This is a genomic window from Flavobacterium sp. HTF (assembly GCF_003105115.1).
Lineage (GTDB): Bacteria > Bacteroidota > Bacteroidia > Flavobacteriales > Flavobacteriaceae > Flavobacterium.
In genome coordinates, this window is the sequence record NZ_QETH01000048.1 from 23,811 (window position 1) to 34,126 (window position 10,316).

Annotated in this window: 3 protein-coding genes; all 3 read left to right on the forward strand. The window is 36.4% G+C overall.

Annotation, left to right across the window (positions count from 1 at the left end; genetic code table 11):
* Positions 1 to 101 precede the first annotated feature (101 nt).
* The 3 genes from nagB (at position 102) to DCO46_RS14445 (ending at position 10,236) form a co-directional block, all read left to right on the forward strand.
* Complete coding sequence (gene nagB / locus DCO46_RS14435; protein ID WP_116753220.1) at positions 102 to 2,036, forward strand: glucosamine-6-phosphate deaminase; 1,935 nt, start codon at positions 102 to 104, stop codon at positions 2,034 to 2,036.
* 157 nt (positions 2,037 to 2,193) lie between these two features.
* Positions 2,194 to 4,260, forward strand: coding sequence for a beta-N-acetylhexosaminidase (locus tag DCO46_RS14440; RefSeq protein WP_116753221.1), 2,067 nt, complete (start codon positions 2,194 to 2,196; stop codon positions 4,258 to 4,260).
* 486 nt (positions 4,261 to 4,746) lie between these two features.
* Positions 4,747 to 10,236, forward strand: coding sequence for a glycosyl hydrolase family 18 protein (locus DCO46_RS14445; protein WP_116753222.1), 5,490 nt, complete (start codon positions 4,747 to 4,749; stop codon positions 10,234 to 10,236).
* The last annotated feature ends 80 nt before the right edge of the window (positions 10,237 to 10,316 follow it).

Genomic DNA, 10,316 nt, shown 5'->3' on the forward strand with positions numbered 1-10,316 from the left:
AAATAGACAATATTAAGTTTGGTTAGTAAATGGTATAAGTAACTCTGGTTGCTTATACCATTTCAAAAACCAAAGGGGTAATTACTACAAAAAAGAAAAAAATGAAAAGTGCTTTAGAAATAAAACCTGATATCAGCTATAAAAGTGCAGGGAAATTTGAAGAGACAAGATTTGAAAAAATCCATAACGAAATCTTCAAAAGTTCTGCAGAGGCTTCCATAATTGTTGCGCAGGAAATTGCTCAGTTAATCAGATCTAAACAAGAAAAAGGAAAATCTTGTGTACTAGGTTTGGCAACAGGTTCTTCTCCTGTAAAAGTATATGAAGAACTAGTTAGAATGCACAAAGAAGAAGGTCTGAGTTTTAGCAATGTAATCACTTTTAACCTGGATGAATATTATCCAATGTCAAAAGAGAACAATCAGAGCTATCATTATTTCATGCATCAGCATCTTTTTAATCATATTGACATCAACCCTGACAATGTTAATATTCCTGATGGTACTGTTTCTATTGATGAATTAAATCAATACTGTATCGACTACGAAATGAATATTAAACAAGCAGGCGGACTTGATTTTCAACTTTTAGGAATCGGGCGTACAGGTCACGTAGGTTTCAACGAACCGGGATCACACATAAATTCAGGTACACGTATTATTACACTGGATCACATTACAAGAGTAGATGCTTCATCTGATTTTAATGGTATCGATAACGTTCCAAAGAGAGCTATTACCATGGGAGTTTCTACTATCATGCGATCTAAAAGAATTGTATTAATGGCATGGGGTCAGAACAAAGCTGACATTATTAAAAGAACAGTTCAGGGAGATATTAGCTCTGAAGTGCCGGCAACATTTTTACAAAATCACCCAAATGCTACTTTCGTTTTGGATCAGTCTGCAGCCGTAGAACTGACCCGTTTTAAAACACCCTGGTTAGTAGGAGAATGCATTTGGACACAAGAGTTAAAAAGCAAAGCGATTGTTTGGTTATGCCAAAAAACAAAACAGTCTATATTAAAATTGACAGACCGTGATTATAACAATAACGGAATGTCTGATCTTTTGGCACAAGAAGGTTCAGCTTATGATTTGAACATCAATATGTTCAACGTTTTACAACACACGATTACAGGATGGCCAGGCGGAAAACCAAATACAGATGATTCGCACCGTCCGGAAAGAGCCAATCCGGCTAAAAAAAGAGTAATTCTTTTTAGTCCACACCCAGATGATGATGTTATCTCTATGGGAGGGACTTTTTCAAAATTGATAAAACAAGGTCATGATGTACATGTTGTATATCAAACCTCCGGAAATATAGCCGTTACAGATGATGAAGCATTAAAATTTGCCGAAGTAGGCAGCGATTTTATTGGCTCTGGGTCAGATATTGACTTTAAATCTGTAATTAAATTTTTAAATAATAAATCAGAAAACCAAATTGATTCTTTGGAAGTAAGAAAACTAAAAGGACTTATCCGAAGAAGGGAATCTTACGCAGCAACAAGATATATTGGATTAAAAGATGAAAATACACATTTCTTAGACCTGCCTTTTTATGAAACTGGACAGGTAAAGAAAAACCCGTTAGGACCAGAAGATATTGCTATCGTAAAAGATATTATTGCCAAAATAAAACCACATCAGGTATTTGCGGCAGGAGATCTTGCCGATCCTCACGGAACACATGAAGTTTGCCTGAATGCCATATTTGCCGCTATGGCAGCTTTAAAACCAGAAAAATATATGGATGATTGCTGGTTATGGTTATACAGAGGTGCATGGCACGAATGGGATATCCACGAAATTGACATGGCAGTTCCGTTAAGCCCATCAGAAGTATTACTAAAACGCCATGCCATTTTATATCACCAGTCTCAAAAAGACAGGGTAATGTTTCAGGGAAATGACTCAAGAGAGTTTTGGGTTAGGGCAGAAGACCGTAATAAAAATACAGCCGTATTATATGATGATTTAGGTTTGGCAGAATATGAAGCTATTGAAGCTTTTAAACGTTTTGATTATTAAAGTTGTTTTTAAAAAACGATTCGGGTGAGAGCGAATCAACAGCAAAATTCAGATTGATTTTATAGCGATTAGTGAGGTTCAACAGGAATCATTCTGAATTTTGTTTTTATCTATTTATTAATGTTATCTCCGGTAACATCATTTCAAAAAAATTAAAATGAAATATTTATTTGTCCTACTATTAGCAGGTATAACATCTAATGCTCAAATTCAGAAAGAGCAGTTAAATCTTATGCCCTGGCCTCAGAGTGTTGTTTTAAACGATGGAAATTTTACTTTAAGTAAAAATTTTAAGGTAAACATAACCGGAAATCCTAACTCTAGAATTTTTGGTGGTGTAACCCGTTTTTTACGTCGCTTAGATGGTAGAACAGGTATCTTTTTCGAGCAGGGTTTCATTGCAAAACTAAATGAAGTTCCAACTGCTGAGTTACAAATTAACTGTACTAAAAGTGGAAAAATTGGTTTGTATGAAGACGAAAGCTATCATTTAGATATCAAACAAAATAAAATAACTATAAATGCAACCAGTGATTTAGGGGCTTTGCATGGCCTTGAAACATTATTACAAATGTTGCAGAATAACAGTACCTCATTTTATTTTCCAAATTCAACTATTTCGGATTTTCCAAGATTTACCTGGAGAGGTCTGATGATAGATGCTTCGAGACACTTTCAGCCGGTTGATGTTATTAAAAGAAATATTGATGCATTGGCTGCAACGAAAATGAATGTTTTTCACTGGCATTTAGTAGATGATCAGGGATGGAGAATTGAAATGAAAAAGCATCCAAAGCTTATAGAACTGGCTTCGGATGGATTATATTACACACAAGAGGAAATTAAAAATATCGTAAAATATGCTGATGAGCGCGGTATTTTGATAGTTCCCGAAATAGATGTTCCCGGACATGGTTCAGCAATACTTACAGCTTACCCTGAAATAGGAAGCAAAGTAATGACTATAAACGGAGGAACTCAGGAAAAAAATATTCAGGGAACCGCAATTGCGACCTATGGAGTTGAAAGAAATGCCGGGATTTTTTCGCCGACATTAGATCCTTCAAATCCTAAAACCTATCAATTATTAAGTGAGTTTTTTGACGAAGTGTGCCCATTATTTCCCGGGTCTTATTTTCATATCGGGGGAGATGAAAACGAAGGGAAAGACTGGGACGCGAATCCTAAAATTCAGGAATTTAAAAAGAAACATAATTTGGCTACCAATCATGAACTGCAGACGTATTTTACCATGCAGTTGGTGCCAATGCTTAAAAAACACGGAAAACAGTTAATGGGCTGGGAAGAAATTTTGACAAAAAACATGTCAAAAGAAGCCATTATTCATTCCTGGAGAGGACCAAACGAGGGTGTCATTGCCGGACAGTCATTGGTAGACGCCGTTAAAAAAGGGTATAAAACAGTTCTTTCAAACGGTTATTATATCGATTTAATGTACCCTGTAGAAAGTCATTATCTAAATGATCCGATGCCTAAAGATGCTTCGCTTACAGCAGAAGAGAAAGCAAGGATTCTGGGTGGAGAAGCTACAATGTGGACAGAACTTACAACTCCGGAAACAATAGATTCGAGAGTCTGGCCACGCACGGCAGCCATTGCGGAAAGACTTTGGTCAGCTGAAACCGTTACTGATGTTGCCAATATGAGAAAACGTCTGGAAGTAGTGTCTTTCAGATTAGAAGAGCTTGGATTGACACATATTCGCAACAAAGAAGTTATCTTAAGAAATATATCCAATAATCAGAATACAAATTCGTTAAATGAATTTTCTAATGTTTGTGAGCCGTTAAAAGGATATACAAGAAATAAAAACGGAACTGAATATCAGATGTATTCTCCGTTTACCCTTTTTGCAGATGCCTGTACACCGGATGCTCAGGATGCTTTAGCTTTTGATGGAGCGGTAAGTCAGTATTTGACCAATAAATCGGCAGAGAATAAAACAAAACTGTCTGCATTTTTTACCAAATGGATTGCTGTTAACAAAGGTTTAAATGAGTTAAGTGCAAACGCACCATTGGTACAGCCAATCCTGCCTTTATCAAAAAGATTAAATGACGTATCAGAGCAGTTGCTACTTGTTCTGGATAACAAATCAACATTAAAAACAGCTGATTTAAAAGCCCTTATTGAGCAGTGCAACACAAAAGATCATGCAGATGTTGAACTGGCGGTTTATAAAAGCCTGCTGAAACTAATATAAAAATTTGGTTTGAATTAGTAATTGAGAGTTTAAGTTACCTGATTGTTTAGTTATCTCTGCCAGGAGTTTTCTGGTAGAGATAATTATGGTAAAGCTGAATCAAAATGCTTTTTTAAACTTTTAAAAAATAACCTTAAAATATATTTATTAACCCTTTAAAACCAAATAAAAAGAGAATACAAAAAACATGACAAAAAGTAGAATGCCAGATTGATGAGTTGCCCCCAAATTTATCTTTTTTATTTATACTTAATTTTTTAAAAGAAGTTATACATAAATATCAATCAATACTATTGACTAATGATTATGGTAGAAATCAGTAATAGTAATATTTATTTATAGAAGTGAATCGAATTAATTTTCCAACAATTGCAGGTTTCCATTTGCAGTTGATTGAATCCCGGTTGTTGTTTTTATACGCTGATCCTCAGTGTGTAATTTATAATAATTGGAATATTTTTTTCTATTAACCAATATTTATTAATTATGAAACATTATTACAGATTGCTTTTTTTGTTACTGTTGTTTCCCTTGCTCACGTTGGCCCAACCAGCCCACGGTAAAAAAGTTGTAGGGTATTATGCGCAATGGTCTATTTATGCCAGGGATTTTAATGTCCCGAAAATAGACGGAAGTAAATTGACGCATTTGAATTATTCTTTTTATGGGACAACTTTTGACCCTGCCCATCCGGAGAATACAAAATTAAAATGTTTGGACACCTATGCTGATTTTGAGCATATGGAAGGTGGAATACCTTGGGATGCCCCTGTAAAAGGGAACTTTTATGACCTGAAAAAGTTAAAGGAAAAGTATCCTCATTTAAAAATTCTAATTTCTGTTGGAGGATGGACAAAAGGCCAGGACCTTTCTCCAATTGCCGCAAGTCCGGTGGCAAGAGCTGCTTTGGCTGCAGACATGGTAAACTTCATCGCAACCTATCCTTTTATTGACGGTTTTGACATCGATTGGGAGTATCCTCTTTCCGGAGGAACAGACGGAACGGAAATCGTAAACGGTTCACCGGTACCTCCACAAAAGTACAGCCCTGATGACAACAAAAATTTGGTGCTTTTATTAAAAGCAATGCGTCAGGCAATGCCCAATAAACTAGTTACAATTGCTGCCGGAAACAATGTTAGAAATGTTTCTAAACAGTATTTGGGACCAAACAACAGATCACAATACGGAATGACAGAAGATATTTCGACTTATTGCGATTATATCACCTATTTCGGATATGATCTTGGTGGAAACTGGTATGACAAAACATGCTACAATGCACCATTATACGCAAGTGGAAATCCAAATGATCCATTATACGGAGCAACACAATCAGAATCTTTAGACGAATTAACAAGTCAATATTTGAATGTTATTGGTATTCCTGCAAATAAATTAATCATGGGATTACCTTTCTACGGAAAAAAATTCGATAACGTTGCTACGAATTCAACCAACGGATTATTTGTTTCGGCACCAAGATATATTGTTGGAGGATGTACAAATCCGCAAAACCCAACCGGAACATGGGATGGTTCAGGAGCTTGTGAAAAATCAGGAAGTATTGAGATTTGCGACTTAGTCGGAAATCCGGTTACGAATTCTCATGCTTATCTGGATCCAAGTACAATGTTGGTAACACCATCTGCTGCATCTGCAGGATGGGTACGTTATTTTGACAACACAACAAAAGTTCCTTATTTATACAACGCCACTCTTAAACAGTTTATCAGTTATGAAGATAAACAATCAATGGATTTAAAGGTTCAGTATATAAAATCAAAAAATCTGGCTGGTGGAATGATTTGGGAATTATCTCAGGATACAAGAGGTTCAATTCCGAATTCATTATTAAACCAGGTTGATACTTCTTTCGGAGGTACTGTTATCGGTACAGTAAGCATTACTGGTTCTGTAAAAAACGGAACAGCTTTAGTTTCGGACGTTACAGTTGAATTACGCAATGCAAGTAATGTTGTTTTGCAAACTATAGTTTCTACAGCCGGTAATTTTACGTTCAGTAATTTAACTTCCGGACAAAATTATACCCTTACAGCTGTAAAAGGAGGCTATACTTTTACTCCTGTAAATTTGACAAATGTTACGGTAAATCAGACAAACGTAGTTATAAACGGAACACAGCCTTTATACGCTGTAAGCGGAACCGTTCTTGACGGAACAACACCAGTTTCAGGAGTAACGGTTACAGCTACATCAGGATCAACAGTTTTAACTGCGGTTTCTAATGCTAGTGGTGTTTACAATGTTACAGGTTTGCCAGCAGGTCTTGATTTTACAGTTACCGCTGCCAAAACAGGATTCTCTTATGCTCCGGCATCTACAGTTTATAATGCTATAAATTCTAATAAAACACTGAATTTTACTCAGGGTCCAGCAGTTGTAAATTATACCGTAAGCGGTACAGTTTTAAACAATACAACTCCGGTATCCGGCGTAATGGTTACAGCATCTTCAACAGGTGGAAACTTCACAGCGGTTACAAATGCAAGCGGAACATATTCGCTTAATTTGCCTTCCGGCGGAAATTATACTGTAACAGCTGCTTTGACAGGACAAACATTTACTCCGGCTTCTACAGTTTATACAAACCTTACAGCAAACAAAACATTAAACTTTGCTCAGGATGTTGTTATTGGTAACGGAAGCAAAATCAGCGGAACAGTTAAAAATGGTGCAACTCCGGTTTCGGGAGCAAAAGTAGAATTGGTATTACCATGGACAGATAATACACATAACTGGAAAAGTGTTTTTGCCACTACAGACGCACAAGGAAAATACAGTTTTGATAACGCTATCATAAGTGGATATACTACAATCTCAAGTTTAAAATTAAACGCATGGGAAAATGGAGATGTAGTATATTTACCATCAAATCTGACAAACTTTGCAGTTCCTGCAAATCCAACTGTTTATGATTTTAATACAGGTGCAGTAACACCAACTTATTATACTGTAAGCGGAACGGTTCTTAACGGAACAACTCCGGTTTCTGGTGCAACAATTTCTGCAGTTTCAGGAACTACAACCTTAACAGCAACATCAGATGCTTCAGGAAATTACAGTATTGCTAATTTGGTTTCAGGATCAAGTTATACGGTAACAATTGCTAAAACAGGTGTAACTTTTACTCCTGCTTCAACAGTCTATGACGCTATAAGTTCAAATAAGACACTGAGTTTTACGCAAACAGTTGTTAATCCAACTTATTATACCGTAAGCGGAACAGTTCTAAACGGAGCAACTCCGGTTTCAGGAGCCACAATCTCTGCGGTTTCAGGATCTACAACTTTGACAGCAACATCAGATGCTTCAGGAAATTACAGCGTTGCCAATTTGGTTGCCGGATTAAATTATACGGTAACAATTGCTAAAACAGGTGTAACTTTTACTCCTGCTTCAACAGTCTATAACGCAATAAATTCAAACAAAAGCCTGAATTTTACACAGACAGTTGTGAATCCTGTTTACTACACAGTAAGCGGAACAACTAAAAATGGAACTACAGCAGTTTCTGGTGTAACGATTTCTGCAACGGCAGGAACGACAACTCTTACAGCAACATCAGACGCTTCAGGGAATTATACCGTTGCTAATTTGGTTGCAGGTTTAGATTATATTGTAACAGCTGCCAAAAGCGGAGCAACTTTCAGTCCGGCTTCTACAGTTTACACTTCGATCAGCGCCAACAAAACATTAAACTTCACTCAAAATGTTACGAGTGGAAACTTAATTAGCGGAAGCGTGAAAAAAGGATCAGTACCGGTTTCGGGTGCTAAAGTAGAACTAATTTTACCATGGACGGATAATACGCACGGTTATGCAAGCATAATTGCAATAACAGATGCTTCAGGAAATTTCAGTTATAACAATTCAGTTTTAGCCGGATACTCCATCATTACAAGTCTAAAATTGAATTCATGGGAAAACGGAGAAACAGCTTATTTTCCAAACAACTTAACAAACTTTGCTGTTCCGACATCACCTCAGGTTTACAACTTCAATACAAACACAGTTTCACCACCTCAGGTTACTATTACAGCTCCTTCAGCATCAACAGTAGCTATTGCTCCTGGAACAGCTATTCAGCTGAAAGCAACTGCAAGTACAGATGCCGGCTTAACTATTTCGTCAGTAGTATTCAACATCAACGGACAAAATATTACAGCAGCACTTTCAGGATCAGAATACGTAGCAAACTGGACTCCAGCTGCAGCAGATTTCAACAAAAATTATACGTTGAAAGCAACTGTAACCGCTTCAAGTGGTGCAACTGCCGAAGACACAAAAGCATTCTCTTTACAATGTTCAGGAACAACTTGCCCTAATGCATTGCCGGTAATTACCTGGAATTCACCATCGAATACTACTATATACCAAAATTCTTTCCAGGTTGTGCCAATTTCGGTTACAGCTGTTGATAGTGACGGATCAGTTTCTGGTGTTAGTATTACAGTAAATGGAGGCACATTTAACATGACAGCAGGTGCAAATAATACCTATACGTATAATTTTACACCATCTGCTTATCAGGATTATTCAGTTGTAATCAAAGCAACCGATAATCAATCTGGCGTAACTACATTAAACAATACAATTAAAATTGCTCAAGTGGGCACTAATAGATTCATTCCGCTTCCATCTAAAATTATTTTAGGATATGCCCATTCATGGGAAAATGCATCTGCGCCATTTTTATATTTTTCTCAAATGGTGGGAAGTAAGTTCAACGTAGTTGATTACTCTTTCGTAGAAACAGTTAATCGTGATGGTTATACACCAATATTAACTACAAATGATACCAGATATCTGACCAACGGTGTTTTCAATAAGCAATTGTTGAAAAATGATATAAAATCCTTAAGAGATAGCGGCGTTCCAGTTATTATCTCTATCGGAGGTCAAAATGGTCATGTTGTTTTAGAAAATGTAGCTCAAAAAAATATTTTTGTTAATGGTATGAAAGCCATTATCGATGAATATCAATTTGATGGAGTTGATATTGATTTTGAAGGCGGATCGATGAATTTTAATGCAGGAGGTTTAAGAGATATATCTTATGCGGGTATTTCTGCTTATCCAAGATTAAAAAACGTAGTAGATGCTTTCAAAGAATTAAAAGCTTACTACGGCCCTGGATTTTTATTAACTGCAGCTCCGGAAACACAATACGTACAAGGAGGATATTCTACTTACACGGATACTTTTGGTTCCTTCCTGCCAATCATTCAAAACTTACGTAATGAAATGGATTTGTTAGCGGTACAATTGTATAACACAGGAGGAGAAAACGGATTAGATGGTCAATATTATGGTTCAGCTAAGAGAGCCAACATGGTAACAGCCCTGACTGACATGGTGATAAAAGGGTATAACATTGGTACAACAGGAATGCGTTTTGATGGTTTACCGGCCTCAAAAGTTCTTATTGCATTACCAGCTTGTCCAAGTGCAGCAGGTAGCGGTTATATAACGCCGGCAGAAGGAATTAGTGCTATGCATTATTTAAGAACCGGAACCACTTTTTCAGGAAGAACATACACTATGCAGCCAGGCGGACCATATCCTTCTTTAAGAGGTTTAATGACCTGGTCTGTAAACTGGGATGCATCTTCTTGTGGAAATTCATCTGAATTATCTAAAGCATATGCCGCTTATTTTGCCTCACAATTGGCAGCAAAAACATTATCTCTTGATAAAATCGAAGCCAAAAGTACTACTGTAGCATATTTCAAAAATGATGCTTTATCAGTTACAAATGACACAGAGGATATCGCTCAGGTAGATGTTTTTAATACAATCGGGCAGCCATTAGTGAACTATAAAAATATTCAGAATAATAAAGAAGTACTGATTCAAAATCACAGTTTTTCTCAAAAACAAATGTTTATAGTAATTGTGACAGACAAATCAGGAAACAAAAAATCATTCAAAGTAATTAACTTTTTAAACTAAGTTATTATAACTAAGAATGGAAAAATCCAGAAATAAAAAAAATGGGATGGTTAAAATTGAGTTTGGTTATTTATTTTTTA

What these genes read in the sequence shown, in the direction of transcription:
- nagB (WP_116753220.1), top strand. Translation starts at nt 102, where the DNA reads ATGAAAAGTGCTTTAGAAATAAAACCTGATATCAGCTATAAAAGTGCA.
- DCO46_RS14440 (WP_116753221.1), top strand. Translation starts at nt 2,194, where the DNA reads ATGAAATATTTATTTGTCCTACTATTAGCAGGTATAACATCTAATGCT.
- DCO46_RS14445 (WP_116753222.1), top strand. Translation starts at nt 4,747, where the DNA reads ATGAAACATTATTACAGATTGCTTTTTTTGTTACTGTTGTTTCCCTTG.